This window comes from Streptomyces sp. CA-179760, from assembly GCF_050937045.1.
Lineage (GTDB): Bacteria > Actinomycetota > Actinomycetes > Streptomycetales > Streptomycetaceae > Streptomyces.
This window is the reverse complement of sequence record NZ_JBNJLZ010000001.1, coordinates 3,227,528-3,245,958: the sequence shown is the minus strand read 5'-3', so window position 1 is coordinate 3,245,958 and position 18,431 is coordinate 3,227,528. Positions and strand designations below refer to the sequence as shown.

General features: G+C 71.0%; 15 protein-coding genes, 2 tRNA genes and 3 pseudogenes. 16 read left to right on the top strand and 4 right to left on the bottom strand.

The genetic code is table 11. The features are described from left to right. Window positions 1-65: 65 nt before the first annotated feature. The gene (locus ACQEV8_RS14535; protein WP_432960199.1) at window positions 66-1,274 is read left to right on the top strand and encodes a glycosyltransferase family 2 protein; all 1,209 of its coding nucleotides are present in this window, start codon (window positions 66-68) and stop codon (window positions 1,272-1,274) included. 66 nt (window positions 1,275-1,340) lie between these two features. On the opposite strand, the gene ACQEV8_RS14530 is transcribed toward ACQEV8_RS14535, so the two are convergent. Beyond that, complete coding sequence (locus ACQEV8_RS14530; protein WP_432960197.1) at window positions 1,341-3,374, bottom strand: hypothetical protein; 2,034 nt, start codon at window positions 3,372-3,374, stop codon at window positions 1,341-1,343. 317 nt (window positions 3,375-3,691) lie between these two features. Here ACQEV8_RS14530 and proB point away from each other — a divergent pair, with 317 nt between their 5' ends. The 5 genes and pseudogenes from proB (at window position 3,692) to ACQEV8_RS14505 (ending at window position 8,697) form a co-directional block, all read left to right on the top strand. Continuing rightward, window positions 3,692-4,798: a glutamate 5-kinase gene (gene proB / locus ACQEV8_RS14525; protein ID WP_432972693.1), complete on the top strand. Its 1,107-nt coding sequence runs from the start codon at window positions 3,692-3,694 to the stop codon at window positions 4,796-4,798. A gap of 125 nt (window positions 4,799-4,923) precedes the next feature. Then, window positions 4,924-5,390 (top strand): annotated as a pseudogene (locus ACQEV8_RS14520) (hypothetical protein). A 128-nt stretch (window positions 5,391-5,518) separates the two neighbouring features. Continuing rightward, window positions 5,519-6,804 (top strand): annotated as a pseudogene (locus ACQEV8_RS14515) (glutamate-5-semialdehyde dehydrogenase). A 131-nt stretch (window positions 6,805-6,935) separates the two neighbouring features. After that, window positions 6,936-7,537, top strand: a pseudogene (locus ACQEV8_RS14510) (hypothetical protein). An 89-nt stretch (window positions 7,538-7,626) separates the two neighbouring features. After that, the gene (locus tag ACQEV8_RS14505) at window positions 7,627-8,697 is read left to right on the top strand and encodes a hypothetical protein (protein ID WP_432960195.1); all 1,071 of its coding nucleotides are present in this window, start codon (window positions 7,627-7,629) and stop codon (window positions 8,695-8,697) included. A gap of 50 nt (window positions 8,698-8,747) precedes the next feature. On the opposite strand, the gene ACQEV8_RS14500 is transcribed toward ACQEV8_RS14505, so the two are convergent. Beyond that, on the bottom strand, window positions 8,748-9,887 hold the full coding sequence (locus tag ACQEV8_RS14500) for a M48 family metallopeptidase (protein WP_432960193.1): 1,140 nt from the start codon (window positions 9,885-9,887) through the stop codon (window positions 8,748-8,750). A gap of 111 nt (window positions 9,888-9,998) precedes the next feature. Here ACQEV8_RS14500 and ACQEV8_RS14495 point away from each other — a divergent pair, with 111 nt between their 5' ends. From ACQEV8_RS14495 to ACQEV8_RS14450, 10 genes are all read left to right on the top strand, one after another. Beyond that, complete coding sequence (locus ACQEV8_RS14495) at window positions 9,999-10,157, top strand: hypothetical protein (protein WP_184592584.1); 159 nt, start codon at window positions 9,999-10,001, stop codon at window positions 10,155-10,157. Window positions 10,158-10,320: 163 nt separating this feature from the next. Continuing rightward, window positions 10,321-10,485: a hypothetical protein gene (locus tag ACQEV8_RS14490; RefSeq protein WP_175432503.1), complete on the top strand. Its 165-nt coding sequence runs from the start codon at window positions 10,321-10,323 to the stop codon at window positions 10,483-10,485. 84 nt (window positions 10,486-10,569) lie between these two features. Continuing rightward, window positions 10,570-11,334: a nicotinate-nucleotide adenylyltransferase gene (nadD, locus tag ACQEV8_RS14485; protein ID WP_432960190.1), complete on the top strand. Its 765-nt coding sequence runs from the start codon at window positions 10,570-10,572 to the stop codon at window positions 11,332-11,334. 16 nt (window positions 11,335-11,350) lie between these two features. Beyond that, window positions 11,351-13,087, top strand: coding sequence for an LCP family protein (locus ACQEV8_RS14480; protein WP_432960188.1), 1,737 nt, complete (start codon window positions 11,351-11,353; stop codon window positions 13,085-13,087). Window positions 13,088-13,200: 113 nt separating this feature from the next. Further along, complete coding sequence (rsfS, locus tag ACQEV8_RS14475) at window positions 13,201-13,647, top strand: ribosome silencing factor (RefSeq protein WP_184592576.1); 447 nt, start codon at window positions 13,201-13,203, stop codon at window positions 13,645-13,647. Continuing rightward, window positions 13,638-14,306 (top strand): histidine phosphatase family protein, encoded by a 669-nt coding sequence (locus tag ACQEV8_RS14470; protein WP_432972690.1) that lies wholly within the window; start codon window positions 13,638-13,640, stop codon window positions 14,304-14,306. The genes rsfS and ACQEV8_RS14470 overlap by 10 nt, the downstream gene beginning before the upstream one ends. Before the next feature lie 74 nt (window positions 14,307-14,380). Beyond that, window positions 14,381-14,453, top strand: a tRNA-Ala gene (locus tag ACQEV8_RS14465). A 199-nt stretch (window positions 14,454-14,652) separates the two neighbouring features. Further along, entirely contained in the window at window positions 14,653-14,826 is a 174-nt protein-coding gene (locus ACQEV8_RS14460; RefSeq protein WP_382493611.1) for a hypothetical protein, read from the top strand. 3 nt (window positions 14,827-14,829) lie between these two features. Next, window positions 14,830-15,063, top strand: a complete 234-nt coding sequence (locus ACQEV8_RS14455; protein WP_006136074.1) for a hypothetical protein — start codon at window positions 14,830-14,832, stop codon at window positions 15,061-15,063. Window positions 15,064-15,172: 109 nt separating this feature from the next. After that, a tRNA-Ala gene (locus ACQEV8_RS14450) sits at window positions 15,173-15,245 on the top strand. Between the two features lie 111 nt (window positions 15,246-15,356). Here ACQEV8_RS14450 and ACQEV8_RS14445 read toward each other — a convergent pair. Beyond that, window positions 15,357-16,973: an NADH-ubiquinone oxidoreductase-F iron-sulfur binding region domain-containing protein gene (locus tag ACQEV8_RS14445; RefSeq protein ID WP_432960185.1), complete on the bottom strand. Its 1,617-nt coding sequence runs from the start codon at window positions 16,971-16,973 to the stop codon at window positions 15,357-15,359. Further along, window positions 16,970-18,235 (bottom strand): cytochrome b/b6 domain-containing protein, encoded by a 1,266-nt coding sequence (locus ACQEV8_RS14440; protein WP_432960183.1) that lies wholly within the window; start codon window positions 18,233-18,235, stop codon window positions 16,970-16,972. The genes ACQEV8_RS14445 and ACQEV8_RS14440 overlap by 4 nt, the downstream gene beginning before the upstream one ends. Window positions 18,236-18,431: the final 196 nt, after the last annotated feature.

The window sequence follows — 18,431 nt, the reverse complement described above, 5'->3', positions numbered from 1 at the left end:
ATCACCCGTCTACCAAGTAGCGAATGAGGCGATACGGGGGAATATCCCATTGACTAGGGGGAAACGTGACCGTTGCGCAGCCTGATGTGAGTGTGATCATCGGGGCGTACGAAGCGATGCCGTATCTGATCGAGTGCCTCTCGTCCGTCGAGGCACAGACCATCGATCCAGAGCGCGTCGAGGTCATCGCGGTGGACGACGGATCGACGGACGGGACGGGGGAGTACCTGGAGGAGTTCGCCGAGCGCGCTCCCATGCACGTTCTGGTGATCCGTCAGGAGAACTCCGGCGGCCCCAGCGGCCCGCGCAACGTCGGCCTGCGCAAGGCGAACGGGCGCTATGTCTTCTTCCTCGACGCCGACGACCGGCTGGGCCCCGAGGCCCTGGAGCGGATGGTCGCCATGGCCGACCGCGCGGGCACGGACGTCGTCCTCGGCAAGGTCGAGGGCGTCAACCGCTCCGCGCCGAAGTCCATGTGGGGCAAGACGGTGGAGCGGACCGACGTCTTCTCCTCCAACATCAAGTTCACGCTCAGCGCGCAGAAGCTGTTCCGCCGCGAGCTGCTGGACCGGCACGGCATGCGGTTCGACGAGTCGCTGTTCACCGGCGAGGACGCGCTGTTCACCATGGAGGCGTACCTGCGGGCGAACGGCGTCTCCGTGATCGCCGACCACACCTGCTACTACCTGGTCGGCCGCGACGACGGCAAGCACGTGACCAAGAGCGGCAGTTACGCGCTGCGGTTCGACTCCGCGCGGGCTCTGATGAACCTCATCACCGAGCACGTCCCCGCGGGCCCCCGGCGAGACCAGCTGATGCTCCGGCCCTTACTCGTCACGCTGCTGCCGCAGTTCGGGCCCAAGTACCTCACGGACAGCGAGGAGATCCGCCGGCACAAGTTCGAGCTGGCCAAGCCTCTGCTGGACGCCCACTGGACCGAGGGCGCCGCCCAGCGCCTCAAGGTCCATGAGCGGCTGCGTCTGCACCTGGTCGCCGAGCAGCGGCCCGAACTGCTCATCGAGGTCGTGAAGTTCGTCAAGGCCAAGAAGCAGGCGGCGGCGCTCCTGGAGCGGAAGGGCCGCCGCGTCTACCTGGCCTACCCGCACTTCCGTGACCGCGCCGCCGGCATCCCCGACTCGGTGTACCTCGCCGAGCCGCGCGAGGCCCGCGCCTTCCCGGGCTACCGCGAGGGCGGCGCCCACACGTTCGTACGCCGGGCGGTACGCAAGGCGCGGCGAGTGCTGACGTCGCGTGAGGTGCGGCCGGCGGCGTGAACACGGACGCGGGGGCCGGCTTTCGCGCAGCCCCCGCGTTCACCTCTCGTTCGTCGCTGTCGCCACTCAGCGGGGCGCGGTCGGGACCGCTGTCCCGGTGCGCTGGCTGGGTAGCGCCGACAGCCGTTCCGCCACCCGGGCCCGGTGTTCCCCGGCCGACCGGCACAGTTCCCGTACGGCCGTGTTGAAGCGCTCCTGAGACGACGGCTCGGCCGGGCCCAGCAGACGCAGCTTCAACGCGGCGCGCGCCTCGGCCAGTTCGTCCTTCTCCGGGTGCCGGACCGCCTCCAGCAGGGCCGGCACCCCGCCGGCGTCCGGCGACAGCACCGTCGCCGCCACCACCGTCGGGAACGCCGTACGGAACGCGTCCTCGCTCAGCCCGCTGGTGTTCGCCACCGCGTACGGCTTCTCGCTCGCCAGGAAGTCGCTGATCACGCTGGACACATCACTGACCAGCAGGTCGGCCACATCGAAGCAGGAGTACAGCGCGGGCCGGACGTCCGTGATGATCTGGTGCTCGCCCTCCGGCAGCGAGGCCCAGTACGCCTCCTCCCAGGACGCCGTCGCCCGCGCCACCGCCCCGGCCCGGCCCGGCTCCGGCGCCGACTGCACCCGCATGCGCTCCACCGTGTCGGCCCCGGACCGGAAGTCGGTCGTGGTGAGGCGGTCCAGCTCCCGCGTGAGACGGTCGAGTCCGGCGTCGCCCGGGGGGCGTGCCCCTGTCCGCTCCCGGTTCGCCGCCCGGATCAGCTCCCGGATCCGCAGATCGGCCGCGCCCGCGCGCGGGTCCACCGACCCCGTCAGCGGATGCGGCTTGTACAGCAGCCGCACGCCCGGGTCGGCGAGCAGCGCCCGCACCAGGTTCTCGCCGGCCGCGATCACCGAGGTGTTGCCGGGGTTGCCGTCCCAGCCCTCCCAGGTCGGCGCGTACAGGACGGTCGTACAGGCCCCGGTCGGCGGGCCCGCGTACGGCTGTACGGCGTCCAGCTGCGGGCGGCCGGTCTCCACCACGTCCTTGTCCTCGACGCCCACCTCGGCCAGCGCGTACCGTTCGCGCGCGGCGGGCCCGGCCACCCACACCTCGTCGTAGGCCTTCGCGTACGGGTTGCACGAGGACAGCTTGTCGCTCTCGCCGTGGTTGACGAAGGTGTGCTTGATCGTGGGGATGCGCAGCACCTGGGAGGTCTTGCCGGAGTTCGACGGGTGGATCAGTACCTGCAGCGTGGAGTGCTCCAGCCGCATCAGCGTCGACACCTTCGGCAGGCAGATGACCGGGATGTCCGTCGCGGCGATCTTCTGCACCATGAACCGCTCACGCAGCACGATGACCGGCCTGCCGTCCACCCGCGCGAGGGGCTCCAGCCACATGTTCGCCTGGTACGCCGAGGCGGCGCCGCCGGAGAAGTACAGACCGACGGTCGGCCGGTACGCGGCCAGCCATGCGTCGAACCAGTCGAGCACCTCCTGCTCTCCGGCCGGGCGGCGGCCCGGCAGCAGCCGGAGCAGCAGCACACCGAGGCCGGTCAGCGCGAGGAGGAGGGAGAGCCCGATGCCCGCCGCCGCGTACACCGGTTCGTCGCCCGGCGCGGCGGCCAGCAGTCCGGCCGTCGCGGGCAGGCCGAACACCAGCAGCCGGTGGCCGGGGCGGCGCAGCAGCAGGGGCGGGGCCGGGGACAGCCGCAGCACCGAGGCGTCGATGTTCCGGGTCACCACAGGCAGCGTGCGGGTACGCCGCACCAGTACGGAGACCGCCTGGATCGCGCAGTGCAGCACGTAGAAGGCGAGCAGCCCGGCCACCAGCGGGGCGTACACCGTCTCCCGGTCCTGTTCGCCGAGCCGCAGCAGGCCGACGACCAGCAGCAGGTCGCGCAGGACGTGCCGCACGGTGATGTCCGCGTGCGACTTCGCGAACAGCGACAGCACCCCGCGCTGCCACCGGAAGAGGGCGCCCTCGGTGGCCAGGGACACGGCTGTCGCGGCGAGCAGCAGCGGTACGTGGGGCAGCAGCGCCGCGACCGCCTGAGCGGCGAACGCGGCGGCCAGGACGACGGTGACCAGCCCCTTCAGCAGGGCCGGTGGACGGGGGAGAGGTACGGGCACTGCGGTCACTCCAGGAGCGTCGGGTGTCGGCGCAGGTCGGCCGTACGGGTTAACGCGCGGCGACCTCCTGACGACACGCGCGTGTCGCCGGAGCGTAGGGGGCCTGTCGGCCCGCTGTGTCGTCGGACCGTAGCGGAAGATCGCATTCCTGTCTTCGGGTGGGACGGAACTGGCCACGACCGTGGTCCGTGACGCGGGCGGCACCGTCCGTAGCGTGGACCGGCGCCGCGTCGGGTCTCGCCGTCCCGTAGATTTCCTGGTGAGGGACCGAATCGACGCGAGGGGCGGACGGGGACGTGGCAGGGGCAAGGCAGGCCGTGGGCGAGGCCCGCAGAATCGTCGTGAAGGTCGGTTCCTCCTCTCTGACCACCGCCTCGGGCGGCCTGGACGCGGACCGCGTGGACGCGCTGGTCGACGTGCTCGCCAAGGTCCGCAGCGGTGGGGAGCGGGAGATCGTCCTGGTCTCCTCGGGCGCCATCGCGGCCGGACTCGCCCCGCTCGGCCTGCGCCGCCGCCCCACGGATCTCGCCCGGCAGCAGGCCGCCGCCAGCGTCGGCCAGGGCCTGCTCGTCGCCCGCTACACCGCCTCCTTCGCCCGCTACGGCGTTCGCGTCGGCCAGGTGCTGCTGACCTCCGACGACATGAGCCGCCGCGCCCACCACCGCAACGCCTCGCGCACCCTCGACAAGCTGCTCGCGATGGGCGCCTTCCCGATCGTCAACGAGAACGACACCGTCGCCACGGACGAGATCCGCTTCGGCGACAACGACCGCCTCGCCGCCCTGGTCGCCCACCTCGTCCACGCCGACCTGCTGGTCCTGCTGTCCGACGTGGACGGCGTCTACGACGGCGACCCGGCGAGGCCCGGCACCTCCCGCATCGCCGAGGTGCGCGAGCCGTCCGACCTCGCGCACGTCGAGATCGGCAGCGCGGGCAAGGCCGGCGTCGGCACCGGCGGCATGGTCACCAAGGTCGAGGCCGCCCGGATCGCCACCGGCGCCGGTGTCCCCGTCGTGCTCACCAACGCCATCCACGCGGCCGACGCCCTGACCGGCCAGGACACCGGCACCCACTTCCACCCCACCGGCAAGCGCTCCGCTGACCGGCTGCTGTGGCTCCAGCACGCCTCCACCCCGCAGGGCGCGCTGACCCTGGACGACGGTGCCGTCCAGGCCGTCGTGGACCGCCGCAAGTCGCTGCTGCCGGCCGGGATCGCCGCCGTCCAGGGCGAGTTCAGCGCCGGCGACCCGGTCGAGCTGAGGGACGGCACGGGACGGGCGGTGGCCCGCGGGCTCGTCAACTTCGACGCCAAGGAGATCCCCCGGCTGATCGGCCGCTCGACCCGCGAACTGGCCCGCGACCTCGGGCCCGCGTACGAACGCGAGGTCGTACACAGGGACGACCTGGTAGTCCTCCACCCGTAATGTGACGAAACATCCGCCCCCGGTGGTGGACGTTCCGCAAAATCGCCACGCGATCCCTGGCGGCCTGCTCAACTTTGTCTCAGGGCAACAATCCGCAGGAGCACCACTGTGCAAAGGAGGCCGTCGTGAGACGAGTGCGCCCTGGGGCCACGGCGTCCCGTGGTGGTGCCGGCTCCCGTGCGGCCGGTGACGAGCGCGCCCTCACCAGTGTGGCGGCCGGGGACCGGTTCCAGGGCGGGGAACCCGGCGACATCCCGCGCCTGTGGCACGTCACCCTCAGCGTCTCCGGCCGGGAGGCCCCCTCACCGAGGTCCGGCGTGCCCTGGAACAGCTCGCCCACGACCACCCCTTCCTCCTGACCAGCCGCTACGCGGTCGACCACGCGGAGATCCGCTACTGGGAGGAGGCCCGCGACCTGCACGACGCGGCCGCCGTCGCCCTGCGCCTGTGGGGCGAGCACCGGCAGACCGCCGGCCTGCCGCCCTGGGAGATCGTCGGCCTGGAGGTCATCGACCGCGCGACCTACCACCAGCGCGTCGCCGAGGGGTACGGACCGCCACCGGCGTCCCCCGTCGGAGTCCACCCGTTCTGACCCGGTCCCGGGAGGGCCCCGGGAGCGCCCGCAGGATGTCTCGGGGTGTCTCGCGGGTTGTCTCGGAGGGTGTCTCGGGGTGTGAAACGAACGATGAACGGACCCGCCCGGCGCACTACGCTTCCCTCATGACCACGCTTTCGCCGTACGACTCGATGTCCCCGGTCACCGAGGCCGCCTACCGCGCCAAGGCCGCCGCCGCGAACCTCGCGCCCCTGCCGCGGGCCGACAAGGACGACGCGCTGCTGGCCATCGCGGACGCGCTGGAGGTCCGTACGAGCGAGATCGTCGAGGCCAACGGCAAGGACGTCGCCAAGGCCCGTGAGGCCGGCATCAGCGAGGGCATGATCGACCGGCTCACGCTCACCCCCGAGCGGGTCCGCGCCATCGCCTCCGACGTGCGCGACGTCGCCGCGCTGCCCGACCCGGTCGGCGAGGTCGTCCGCGGCTCCACGCTGCCCAACGGCATCGACCTTCGCCAGGTCCGCGTGCCGCTCGGGGTCGTCGGGATCATCTACGAGGGCCGGCCGAACGTCACCGTCGACGCCGCGGCCCTCTGCCTGAAGTCCGGCAACGCGGTCCTGCTGCGCGGCTCCTCCTCGGCCTACCAGTCGAACACCGCCCTCGTGCGCGTCCTGCGCGACGCCGTGGGCGGAGCCGGACTGCCCGCCGACGCCATCCAGCTCGTCCCGGGGAGAGCCGCGACAGCGTGCGCGAGCTGATGCGGGCCCGCGGCCTGGTCGACGTGCTCATCCCGCGCGGCGGCGCCTCCCTGATCAGCACGGTCGTCCAGGAGTCGACCGTCCCGGTCATCGAGACCGGCACCGGGAACTGCCACGTCTACGTCGACGCCGCCGCCGACCTCGACATGGCCGTCGACATCCTGATCAACTCCAAGGCCCAGCGGGTCGGCGTCTGCAACGCCGCCGAGACCCTGCTGGTCCACCAGGACATCGCCGCCGAGTTCCTGCCCCGCGCCCTGGAGGCCCTCGCCGGCGCGGGGGTGACCGTGCACGCCGACGATCGCGTGCAGGCCTACGCCAAGGACACCAAGGCGACCGTCGTCGAGGCGACGGCAGAGGACTGGGAGACGGAGTACTTGTCGTACGACATCGCCGCGGCCGTCGTGGACTCCCTGGACAAGGCCGTCGAGCACATCCGGCTGTGGACCTCCGGCCACACCGAGGCCATCGTCACGACCTCCCAGCAGGCGGCCCGCCGCTTCACCCAGCTGGTCGACTCGACCACCGTCGCCGTGAACACCTCCACCCGCTTCACCGACGGCGGCCAGTTCGGATTCGGCGCGGAGATCGGCATCTCCACGCAGAAGCTGCACGCCCGCGGCCCGATGGGCCTGCCGGAGCTGACCAGCACCAAGTACATCGTGACCGGGGACGGGCACGTGCGCCGCTGAGCGTCTGCCGGGTGAGTATGTGGAGCGGCGCATATGCGTGCGGCAGGGGCGGACCGGCCGGGCGCGCGCCGCGCGGAGCCCTGTGAACGCCGTCTCAACCGACGGATGAATTTCCATACCGTCTGCCCAAATTGCCCCCCCAGGTCTACTCTGGATTTGTGCCGGAGGACGTGGGGGCACGCCGTTTCCGGACGGCTGGGAGCCCGACGACGACCAGGACCGCGGGGTGTCGGACGAAGAGTTCGCCTCCGTGGTTTTCGACGAGGCCTTCGTACGCGCGGCCGTGGTGCACGAGCCGACCGCCGTGGAGCGCCTCCTTGCCGCCGCACAGGCGAGAGCCGAGGCCTCCGAAGCGGAGGCGCGCCGCGCCCACGCCAGAGGCGAGCGCTACGACGACGGGTACGGCTCCGACGGACATGGCGATTTCGGCCATGATCCCGACCTCGACGAGCTGGACGACCCCGACATCATCGAGGACCACCAAGGCGGCACGGGCCCGTACGGCAAGCAGGTCCGCTGGCACCGCCCCGTCGCCTGGCTGCTCGCCCTCGTGATGGGCATCGGCATGGTCGCGCTGGCCTTCACGGCGGTTTACCGGGGAGCGTCCTCGAACCGCCAGGAGCCCCTGCCGACGCCCACCTCGACCGGGCTGGAACAGAGCGGTGGCGCGACCCCCTCGGCGTCCGCCGACTACACCGGGCCGGCCGTCTCGGTGATCCCGCGCACCCCCTGACCGGAACCCGCCTGTCCTGGTGAGAACCTGTCAGAACTTGTCATGGAGCCGGGCGTTTACCCGACCTTCCGGAGACCTACCCTGAAGATATGGGCGGGCCTGGAGACCCACCTGAGGGGGCGCCCGAAGGGGCTCCCGGAGGTGGCGAGGACGAGTATCGATCCGTCGTCTTCGACGAATCGTTCATCCGTGCTGCCCGCCTCCAGGAGTTCTCCGCCCAGGAGCGCATCGCCGACCACGCCCCCGCCGTGCGCCGCCGCCCGCCCCTGCGCCGGGGCCTGTCCCGGCAGGCACTGGTCCTGGTCCTGCTGATCGCCGTCGCCTTCGGCACCGCGATCTACATGGGGGTACGGCACCCCTACCAGACGCCCGCCGCCCAGAAGCCCGCCGAGCCCCTGCGGATGACCGTCATCCCGCTCGCCCCCGAGGGCAAGGTGCCCGGCACGGCCGACCCGGCCTATCTGTACGAGCACAGCCCCGCCGCACAGTTCAAGAGCGGCGCGGAGGGCGTCCCGCTGCCCGCCTCGCGGCGCACCGCGCACTTCTCGGACAGCCAGGTCGTGTCCGCCCTGTCCACGGCCAAGGACTACATCGTCCGCTCCGCCCTCGACCCGGACGTGCTCACGGGCGGCGAGGTCCGCGCGGTCCGCGTCCTGCTCGACCCCGATCAGCTGGGCCAGTTCGACCAGAGCCTCTCCCGCCCCACCGCGGACGGACGCCACGCGCCCACCGGCTGGCTCGTCCGCTTCGACCCCACCCGCGCGCAGCTGGCCGACCGCAAGGTGCGGGTCCAGGGCACGCTGCAGGCGGCCGAGGCCGACTCGTCCACGCTCGAGGTCACCGCCGACCACACGTTCGTGTACGCGCTGCGGCCGGCCGGCGCCGAGGACAAGGCCGAGGTGTCGCTGTTCACCGTCCGGCGCGAGCTGCACTTCCGCTTCGACCGCGAGGACCTGCGCCTGCACCAGGGCCAGCTCGTCGTCTCCTACGTCCAGGCCGGACCGCTCTCCTGCGCCGAGGACTCCACGAACCACCTCCGCCCCCTCCTGGCCGGCCAGACGGCCAAGGAGGGCGGCCCCGCCGGAACGGACCCCTATGCCACGGGCAGTGCGACGGCCCTGTGCGGGTCCTTGGCGACGAGCGCGCAGCCGAAGGTGTGAGACGGGGGCAGAGGAAGGTGTGAGACGGGGCAGACGAGGGCTCGGGCGCCTCAGCCGTTGCCGCGCGGGGGCTGGTCGTCCCCGGGGGAGTCAGGCCCAGGGGAGTCCGGTGCCTCCGGGCCCTGCGGCTTCGAGGACGAGTTCGTGAAGCCGCCGAAGCCGCGGCGGACGCGGTCGCCCAGGTCACCGGCGCCGTCGGCGAGGTCCGTGACCAGCTTCATCAGCGGGTCCTTGGAGTTCTTCACATGGGTCGTGTAGTGGTTCGCCGAGTCCCGCCAGGAGTCCCTGACCGAGGTGTCCTTGTCCTCGTCGCGCCGCGGGTAGTGGCCGTCCATGATCCGCTGGTAGTCCCGCGACTCGGCCCACCTCTTCAGCTCGGCCGCCCGCACGGTGGTGAACGGGTGGGAGCGGGGCAGCACGTTCAGGATCTTCAGCACGGAGTCCCGCAGGTCGCCCCCGGCCTCGTACTCCTCGGCCTGTGCGAGGAACGCGTCCACGTTCATCTCGTGCAGGTGGTTACCGCCCGCGATCTTCATCAGACCCCGCATGGAGGCCGTGAGGTCCTGCCCGACCAGCAGCCCCGCCCGGTCCGCCGACAGCTCCGACTTGCGGAACCACTCCCGCAGCCCGGTCACGATCGCCATGATCGCGAGGTTGCCCAGCGGGATCCAGGCGACCCGGACGGCGAGGCTGGTCAGGAACAGCAGGATCGTCCGGTAGACCGAGTGGCCGGACAGCGCATGCCCCACCTCGTGCCCGACGACCGCCCGCATCTCCTCCTCGTCGAGCAGCTCGACGAGCCCGGTCGTGACGACGATGATCGGCTCGTCCAGGCCGATACACATCGCGTTCGGCTGCGGGTCCTGGTTCACGTACATCGGCGGGACCTTCTCCAGGTCCAGGATGTAGCAGGCGTCCCGCAGCATCACGTTCAGATGGGCGAACTGCTGGTCCGAGACGCGCACCGAGTCGGAAAGGAACAGCAGCCGGAGACTGCGCTCGGGCAGCAGACCGCTGAGCGCCTTGAACACCGTGTCGAAACCGCTCAGCTTGCGCAGCGCCACCAGGGCGGAGCGGTCGGCCGGATGCTCGTACGTACGCGAGGAGATTCCGGGGAAGCGCCTGCGCTGCCTGCTGGGCACGTGCTCGTGCCCGCTCTGCTCGTGGCCGTCGGACATGTCTTCCCCCATGCGTCTGTGTGACCTTTGCGGCCCCTTGTGCGGCCTTTTGCTTCCCCGAGGCAGAGCCCAGCCTAGGCCGAGTTACGGTGGTCGGGCAGTACAGCGAAGGGAACCACCGTCATGGAGCACCACCCCGCGTCCGCCTGGCTCGCCGAGGCCGCGAGCGCCGCCGAGCGGCAGGGACCGGGGATGCTCCGGATCGTCCTCATCGTGATGATCCTGGGCTGTGCGCTGACCGCGTGGTTCCTGCTGCGTGGCTACAGACGGAAGGACGACTGAGGCTCCGGGAAGGTTCCCCGCCGGGCCCCGGGACCGGGTCCGGCGACGGCGCGCGTCGCCTCCGCGCCACGAACATGCGGAGTCGGGGTGATCGCGCTCGGGACGCCCGCTTACGATGAGCCGACGTCTTTATGCCGCCCACACGCGATAGGTCCTGCCGAAGATGAGCTTCCACAGCACCGCTGCCCAGTTGGTCACCCTCGCCGCCGAGGGCGAGGAGCACGGCGGAAACCACGAGAGCCTCAACCCCTACCTCACCGGTGGCGGCGCGCTCTTCATCCTGCTGCTCCTGCTGTGGATCACCACCCGCTTCAACCGCGACCGCTGAGCCCGGCAGGGTGCCCCGGGCAGGGCATCCCGGGATCATGGGGGCGGCCGGAGCCCTCAGGCAGGGCCGGTAGGGTCTGCACGCATGGGAGAGCAGGACATGCCTACCGGTCCGGCGAACGAGACGCCGCACGACCCGGCACAGGACACGGCGAGCGGCACCGAGCGACACTCGGAGCCCCGCCGTGCCACCACGGAGCCCCGTCATGCCGCCTCGGAGCCACGCGGCGCCGACGGCACCCGGAACGGCCCGTCGCGGCCGGGCAAGCGCCGCCTCGGCGTCATGGGCGGCACCTTCGACCCGGTCCACCACGGGCACCTGGTCGCGGCCAGCGAGGTCGCCGCGGCCTTCCACCTCGACGAGGTGGTCTTCGTCCCGACCGGCCAGCCCTGGCAGAAGAGCCACCGCAGCGTCTCCCCGGCCGAGGACCGCTATCTGATGACGGTCATCGCGACCGCCGAGAACCCGCAGTTCTCCGTGAGCCGCATCGACATCGACCGCGGTGGTGCCACCTACACCGTGGACACCCTGCGTGACCTGCGCGCGCTCAACCCGGACACGGACCTCTTCTTCATCACCGGCGCCGACGCGCTCGCCCAGATCCTCACCTGGCGGGACAGCGAGGAGCTGATCTCCCTCGCGCACTTCATCGGGGTCACCCGCCCGGGCCACCATCTGAACGACCCCGGACTCCCGGAGGGCGGCGTCTCTCTCGTCGAGGTCCCCGCCCTCGCCATCTCCTCCACCGACTGCCGTGCGAGAGTCGCCAAGGGCGACCCGATCTGGTATCTGGTGCCGGACGGAGTCGTGCGCTATATCGACAAGCGCGAGCTGTACCGCGGCGAGTGAGCCGAGAGGGGCACCGGTGAACGACCGATACGACCCGAGGGCCGCGGGATACGAGGCCGAGCAGTACGAACTCGTCGGGTACGACGAGTACGGCCAACCTGTCTACCGCCAGGTCCAGGCGCAGCAGACCCAGGCCTACGACCCGTACGCCCAGCAGGGGCAGCAGGGGCAGCAGGGGCAGCAGGGGCAGCAGGGGCAGCAGGGGCAGCAGCAGGGCTACGGCTACGACCCGTACGCGACGGCCGGGCAGCAGCCTGGCGCATACGACTACGGGACCGGCCGGCAGCAGCCCGGCGCCTCCTACGGCTCCTACGACCCGTACGCCACCGGCACCCACCAGGGCGGCCCCGGGGCCCACGATCCCTACGGCCAGAACGCGGCCGCAGCCGGCACGACCCAGCAGCCCCGCGTCGCCGAACAGACCGCGCACATCCCGCAGCAGGCGGGCCCGGCCGATGAGGAAGCCCCTGGCCGGCCGGAACCGGAGTACCACACCGAGCAGTTCGCCTTCGTCGAGGAACCTGACGCCAACTCCGAAGACGTCATCGACTGGCTGAAGTTCACCGAGAACCGCACCGAGCGCCGCGAGGAGGCCAAGCGCCGCGCCCGCAGCCGGATCGTCTCCCTGGTCGTCGTCCTCGCGCTCGCCGCGGCCGGCGGCGTCGGCTACCTCGGGTACGCGGGGAAGCTGCCCGGTCTGTCCTCCGGCGACTCCAAGGCGGGCACCGCGACGGCGGCGGGCGCCCAGAAGCGCGACGTGATCGTCGTCCACCTGCACGACACCAACAGCCGCGACACCTCCACGGCCCTCCTCGTCGACAACACCACCACCAAGCGGGGCACCACCGTCCTCGTGCCCAACTCCCTGGCCCTGACCAGTGACGACGGCACCACGACGACCCTCGCCAAGTCGGTCGAGGACGACGGCTCCGACGGCACCCGCGACGCGCTCGACTCGGCCCTCGGCACCGACATCCAGGGCACCTGGCGCCTGGACACCCCTTACCTGCAGAACCTCGTCGACCTCGTCGGCAACGTCGACGTCGACACCGACACCGACGTCCCCGACCCCGCCGCCAAGAAGAAGGGCACGGCCCCCCTGGTCAACAAGGGCCGGGACCAGACCCTCAGCGGCAAGATGGCCGTCGCCTACGCCACCTACCGCGCCCCCGGCGAGGCCCAGGACGCCCAGCTGGAGCGCTTCGGGCAGGTCATGCAGGGCGTCCTGCGCAAGGTGTCCTCCGACCCGCAGGCCGCGACGACCACGATCCAGACCCTGGCGCAGATCCTGGACCCGTCTTTGACCGACAAGGACCTCGGCTCCTTCCTCGCCGGGCTCTCCGACCTCGCCAAGGGCGGCGACTTCAAGACGGACCTGCTGCCGGTCCAGGCCGACGGCACGCTCAGCGCCCAGGCGAGCGCGGGCGTGGTCAGGAACGTCCTCGGCGGCACCGCCAAGAGCCCCGACAAGGACGCCGCCGTCAGCGTTTCCGTCCAGAACGCCACCGGTGTGAAGGACAACACGGAGAAAGCCCGCGTCGTGCTCCTCAACGGCGGCTTCACCTTCCTGGAGGGCGGTGCGGCAGGCGCCGCCCGGGCCACGTCCCAGGTCGTCTACGCCGACGCCGGCGACAAGGCGAACGCCGTCGAGGTCGCCAAGACCCTCGGCCTGCCCGCGGGCTCCGTCGCCAAGGGCAAGATCTCCGCGAACGCCGACGTCGCCGTGGTCCTCGGCCAGGACTACAAGCCGTAGCCCGGCCAGGACGCAGGAGTCCGGCCCCCACGTGATCCCCGTAATCGCGTGGGGGGCCCACGGCGGTCCGTGAGACCCTTGGTGGCAAGTGTCCGCCGATCGAAAGCCTTGTAGTGACCGCGACCGACCGCTCTCACGAGCTCATCATCACCGCCGCCCAGGCGGCCGCCGACAAGCTGGCGCACGACATCGTCGCCTACGACGTCAGTGACGTGCTGTCCATCACGGACGCCTTCCTGCTGGCCTCGGCACCCAACGACCGCCAGGTCAAGTCGATCGTCGACGAGATCGAGGAGCGGCTCCAGAAGGAACTCGGCGTCAAGCCGGTGCGCCGCGAGGGCGACCGCGAGGCCCGCTGGGTCCTGCTCGACTACGTCGACATCGTCGTCCACGTCCAGCACAGCGAGGAGCGTGTCTTCTACGCCCTGGAGCGGCTGTGGAAGGACTGCCCCGAGCTCGAGCTGCCCGAGGACGCCAAGGCGACCCGCGGCAAGGCCGAGGAGCACGCCAAGCTGCAGGCGGCAGAGGAGGCGGCGGAGCTGGACGGAGACTGGCGGTGAGCTTCAGCGAGGCCGCAAGGCCGGGCCGGGGCCGCCGCGTCATCCTCTGGCGGCACGGCCAGACCTCGTGGAACGTGGAGCGCCGTTTCCAGGGCACCACGGACGTCGAGCTCACCGAGACGGGCCTCGCCCAGGCCCGCCGCGCCGCCCGGCTGCTGGTGGCCCTGAAGCCGGACACGATCGTCGCCTCCGACCTGAAGCGGGCCGCGAACACGGCGGCCGAGCTCGCCGCGCTCACCGGTCTCGACGTCACCCACGACGAGGCTTTGCGCGAGACCTACGCGGGCGTCTGGCAGGGCCTGACGCACGAGGAGATCATCAGCCGCCACGGCGACGAGTACGCCGCGTGGAAGCGCGGTGAGCCGGTGCGCCGCGGCGGAGGCGAACTGGAGACCGAGGTCGCCGACCGCGCCGCTCCCGTGGTGCTCCGGAACGCCGAGAAGCTCCCCGAGGGCGGCACGCTCGTCGTGGTCAGCCACGGCGGCACGATCCGCACCACCATCGGCCGCCTCCTCGGCCTGGCCCCCCGCGACTGGGAGAGCCTCGGCGGGCTCTCCAACTGCTGCTGGTCCGTCCTCGGCGAAGGCGCTCGCGGCTGGCGCCTGCTGGAGCACAACGCCGGCACCCTGCCGGAACCGGTGCTCGGTGACGACGACTGACCCGGATTTCACTTTCCGGCAGGTCGCAGGCTAAAGTTCTTCTTGTTCGCCCCGCCAGCGGGGAAGGAACACGAGGGGCTATAGCTCAGTTGGTAGAGCACCTGCATGGCATGCAGGGGGTCAGGAGTTCAAATCTCCTTAGCTCCACGTCAAGATCCCGTTCCCGTTCTGGGGGCGGGATTTTTCGTGCCCGAGTTGAGTCACTCGGGCCTGCTGAGGCGTATACCTCTACGGCCACGACGCCTGCCGTGTCCGGACTGGTGCTGAGGCGTCGCTGACCGTATTGGTCCGGCCGTGGCAGAATCAAACGGCCGGAAGGGAGCGCGGCCCGACGGGAGGAGTAGCGATGCCTGCGAGCATCCTCGAGGAGGTCGACCACCTCCTCGGAGCAGCGTTGACACGGCAGATGTCCACCCGTCTCAGCTGCCCCTCCTGCGGTTCCGGGCATGTGGCCCAGATGCTCGGCGACAACGGCGGGATCTCCTACGTGTGCACGGCCTGCGGCCACAGCTGGAGCTGATCCATGGGTGCACACAGGCGGAAGTGCGACTGGTGCGGCAGCGGGACGCCGATCGTCCGTGACATGGAACCGATCAATCCCGACTACCAGTACTGGTGCGAGGAGTGCGCGCGGGCGCTGATCATAAAAGGCGACCCGATCGAGACGTACCGCGAGTTGGAGGGCGAGCCGATCTACGGCCGGCTTCTGGAGGAGCACTGCACGCTCAAGCGGTTCTATTCGTTCGTCACGGCCTGAAGCTCGACAAAACGGTCATTTCAGGCAAGGTGAAACCGATTTGGTGTTGGGCCCGATGGGCCAGTAAAGTTGGCGTCGCCGCCAGGGAAACCCGGCGGAAACGCTACACGGGGCTATAGCTCAGTTGGTAGAGCACCTGCATGGCATGCAGGGGGTCAGGAGTTCAAATCTCCTTAGCTCCACAAGAGATGAGAAGGCGGGCCATCCGATCGGATGGCCCGCCTTCTTGTTGTGCGTAGTTGTGCGCATGAGTACGGCGGGCTCCCCCGGAGGGGAGCCCGCCGTGCGTCTGCTCAGCGGCCGAGAGCGCGCCGTCCGCGGCCCTGGGAGAGGACCGGGAGGTTGCGGGACGACGGCGCGCCCTGGGAGCGCGTGTCCTCCTCCAGGCGCAGCGCCAGCGCCGGGCAGCGGCGCACCGCGCGTAGAGCCTTCGCCTCGGCGTAGCGCGGCACCTGGGCCTGCGCCACGGTGGGGAAGCCGTCGGCGCCCAGCTGGAACACCTCGGGGAGGATGTCCGCGCACAGGCCGTGGCCCCGGCACAGGGTCCAGTCGACGTAGATCTTCTGGCGGCTGGGGCCGTTCTCCTCGGACTCGCCGCCGCCCGGGATGCCCGTCGGGGCCCTGCCGCCCTCGAAGAGCGGCAGAACGCCCTCCACGGGCCTGCCGCAGCCGTTGCCGAGGACATGGGCGGCCAGGTCGTCCGTGAACGCCTTGATGGTCGACTCGAGGAACATCGCGGAGCCGTCCGGGTGCGAGCACGCGCCGCGCCGCTTCACGTTCTTGGCGACCTGCTTGACCGCCTCCAGGGCGGCCGGTCCACCGCCGTTGAGGATGTCCTCCAGACCGCGTGCGGCGGCCGGCAGGCCGAGGTAGCAGGGGCCGCACTGGCCCGCGCTCTCCTCGGCCAGCCACTGGGCGACCCGCAGCGACTCGCCCAGCGGGCAGGTGTCCTGAGTGATCGGCAGAATCGCTCCGGCGCCGAGCGCGCCGCCCACCGCGTCCAGGGAGTTGCGGGAGACGATCGCCTCGTTGACCGTCGCCGCGTCGATCCACTTCCCGTGGTAGCCGCCGGTGAGCACGCCCTGCGGCACCGGCGGCGCGCCGGCGAGCTGCAGGACGTAGCGCAGCGGCACGCCCGTCGGGACCTCGATCACCATGGGGCGGGCCACCGCCCCGGAGACCGTGAGCATGACGGTGCCCGGCTCGTCGTACAGGCCGGTGTTGCCGTAGCGCTCCGGGCCGATGCGGGCGGCGATGGCCAGCTGGGCGAAGGTCTCGGCGTTGGACAGCAGCGTGGGGGCGCCGCCGACGCCGTTCTGCGAGGCGCTGACCTTGCGGCCCGGCGGGACGGCCGGGCCGCCGTCGATCGAACGGACCAGCGACGCGGCGGCGCCGGTGACCATGCGGACCGGGTTGCGCTGCACACGCGCCCGCAGTGCCGACCGGCGGCCGTTGTTCAGGCCGCGTTCGGCGAGTGCCGCCTCCATGGAGCGCTGTGTCGACTCACGGGTGACCCCCACCACGAGCGTGCGGGCACCCAGAGCTTCGGCGCACAGCAGCGCGCCGTCCAGGATCAGGTGCGGGGCGCGGTTGATCAGCACCGTGTCCTTGCGGCAGGCCGGCTCGTCCTCGCTTCCGTTCACGACGACGACCGGCCGGATGCCGCGCTTGATCGCCGATTCGGCGACCGAGCGCAGCTTCTTGTGGAAGGGGAAGCCCGCGCCGCCGCGACCCTTCAGGTTGATGCGTTCGGCGAGTTGAGCGAGCTGCTCGCCGCCCATCGGCTCGAGCGGCCCGTGCACCTTGAGGTGCATGGGCAGATCGAGCCGATCGACAAGGTCGAAGCCCGACGTGAGCTGAGGAAGTCCGACCACGCGGACTTCGGGTACGTCGGGCAGAGCCTCGTTCACTTAAAGCCTCCGGAAGGCGTGTTCCAAGGTTCGCCCGATCCCGGAGCGTCGAAGTCATATGACGCACCGGGTGATGTTTCAGTGGCGGGACCGCTGTTGTACGTGTCGTTCGGGTAGTACGTGTCGAAGGCGGCATTCGACTCACCCGTGTCGTACACGTCACTCGATCCATAGCCGGCGACGCCTGGATTGCCATAGGCCGGGATGCTTTGTCCGGTGTCCTGCAGGGGGTCGTAGGGCGGGATGTTGAAGCCCGTGTCCTGGAGGGGGTCGTAGGCCGACGGCGGGGCCTCGCCGACCGGGGGCGGGGACGGGATCGGCCAGTTGCCGGAGGTGCTGGAGGGGCCGTCGACGAGCGGCATGTTCTGGGTGGGCTGCATGTCCAGCGGCAGTTCCGTGCGGGTGCTCGGCCCCGGCGCGAAGGCCTGCTGGCCCGTGGGCGGGCCCGAGACGGCCCGGTAGGCGGCCGCGAATCCGTTGGCCGGCTCCCTGGCCGCGGGGCGTTCCGCCTTCTCGTACAGCGGACCCGACGGGGACGCGGCGGCCCTGCGGGGCGAGTCCCGGCTCTCGTAGCCGGGCAGCGTGGAGCCGCCGGTCGCCCGGGAGCGGCTCTCCTCCAGGTCCCTGCGGGCCGAGGGCTCCCCGGGGCCTATGAGATCGGCGAACTTGTCGGCGATCTTGCGCTTGACCGGGCGCGGAGCGGCGCGCAGGGCGAGGGCGGCGGCCACTCCGGCCAGGGACAGGCCGTAGAGGATGACGAAGGTCGGCTTGGCCGCGCGACCCGCGTAGAGCCCGTGCACCAGGGCGGCGCACCAGGCCGGGTAGGCCAGCATGTGCATGGCCCGCCAGCGGGCGGCGACGGGGGCGGGGGAGGCGAAGCGGTTGCGCAGTACGCCGGTCACGCCCACGAAGATCATGAGCATGCTGGCCACGGTGCCGAGGCCGATGAGGAACGACCTGCCCTGGACGGCCTCGTCCTCGGTCAGGAGCAGCCCGAAGGGGATCACCGCGGCGATCCACGAGGTGTGGGACAGCGCCAGCTTCACCCCGATGTGGACCAGGAGGAAGACGATCGAGGCGACCGCCGTGGTCCGGTGCACACCCTGCGCCAGGATGCGCCTGCGCGTGTCGAGCAGGACCCGGTCCTGGGCGACGAGTCCCCAGATCACCGAGCAGGACAGACACACCAGGGACAGCACGCCGGCGCCGAAGTTGAGGAACTCGGCGAACGAGTCGTCCGCCGTGGAGTCGTAGGGATTCACGGCCGGCCTCCCCGCGTCCCGGTGACCGGGGGTAGCGAGGTGTTACTGCGATGAGGGTTCATGGGGGCAACTCCGAGCGGTTCGGGAAAGCGGTCCCGCTGCCGCACTCTAAGCGGAGCCATACCGATGGGTACGAGGTTTGAGTTATTGCGTTGTTATCAAAGGACAATATGGATGTTGTGATGTCCCTTAGTGA

Bases quoted from the DNA above. Each gene is read 5' to 3' on its own strand.
- nadD (WP_432960190.1), top strand. From the start codon at position 10,570: ATGGGAGAGCAGGACATGCCTACCGGTCCGGCGAACGAGACGCCGCAC.
- ACQEV8_RS14490 (WP_175432503.1), top strand. From the start codon at position 10,321: ATGAGCTTCCACAGCACCGCTGCCCAGTTGGTCACCCTCGCCGCCGAG.
- ACQEV8_RS14495 (WP_184592584.1), top strand. From the start codon at position 9,999: ATGGAGCACCACCCCGCGTCCGCCTGGCTCGCCGAGGCCGCGAGCGCC.
- ACQEV8_RS14500 (WP_432960193.1), bottom strand. From the start codon at position 9,887: ATGGGGGAAGACATGTCCGACGGCCACGAGCAGAGCGGGCACGAGCAC.
- ACQEV8_RS14455 (WP_006136074.1), top strand. From the start codon at position 14,830: ATGGGTGCACACAGGCGGAAGTGCGACTGGTGCGGCAGCGGGACGCCG.
- ACQEV8_RS14505 (WP_432960195.1), top strand. From the start codon at position 7,627: ATGGGCGGGCCTGGAGACCCACCTGAGGGGGCGCCCGAAGGGGCTCCC.
- ACQEV8_RS14460 (WP_382493611.1), top strand. From the start codon at position 14,653: ATGCCTGCGAGCATCCTCGAGGAGGTCGACCACCTCCTCGGAGCAGCG.